The sequence below is a fragment of the Ruegeria sp. AD11(2025) genome (assembly GCF_056542405.1).
This window is the reverse complement of sequence record NZ_JBQFZU010000146.1, coordinates 1-622: the sequence shown is the minus strand read 5'-3', so window position 1 is coordinate 622 and position 622 is coordinate 1. Positions and strand designations below refer to the sequence as shown.

The following is a 622-nucleotide window of genomic DNA, read 5'->3' as shown; positions in this document are numbered from 1 at the left end:
AGACTAGCGGACACCCCTATTGTGCAATTGCGCGCTGATGAAGGTGATCAGAAACACCTGGAACCATCTGTTCTATTCGACACGAAAATGGATTTCATCGTAAACGCCGACACTGGGAAACTGAAAAATTGGTTTAACCGAAACGTGAATCGGTTCAGTTTTGAGACGCTTGAAGCCACAGCAAAGGTCACTGCACCTACAGGTGAGAGCATACTCACATTAACTGTTGGTCTCGCAAAACCCGGTGAAATCGGCTGGCGCGTAAAAGGATGCGTGGCATCGGTTCTCAGTCACTTCGAATACAAGCCTGTATTCGAGATCAACCAGAACAAAGATGCCCTTGTCGAAGACTTGTGTTCTGTTCGAGAAGAACAACTGATCCTATTAATGCGAGCATGCCCTCAGCCGCCCGGAGCAGAACGAACCCTGTGCCCAAGGCGAACACTGCCCGTAGAGTACGAACGTGCGGAGAACAGTTCCAGCCATGCGTTGAGGACAGAGTACTTTATCGATCCAAGTGTTCCGGCAGTCCATGATGGCGTTTTCCAAGAGGTGTTGGATACAGATGGGGATCGATTTGTTTTGGCTTTTTTGGACCGCTGGTCCGGGCGCACCCCGCGAA

Annotated in this window: 1 protein-coding gene; it reads left to right on the top strand. The window is 50.3% G+C overall.

Features of this window, described 5'->3' with window-relative positions:
* Positions 1–21: 21 nt before the first annotated feature.
* The coding region (locus tag ACR1XY_RS24790) for a hypothetical protein (RefSeq protein WP_480597526.1) at positions 22–622 on the top strand (601 nt) is incomplete at its 3' end.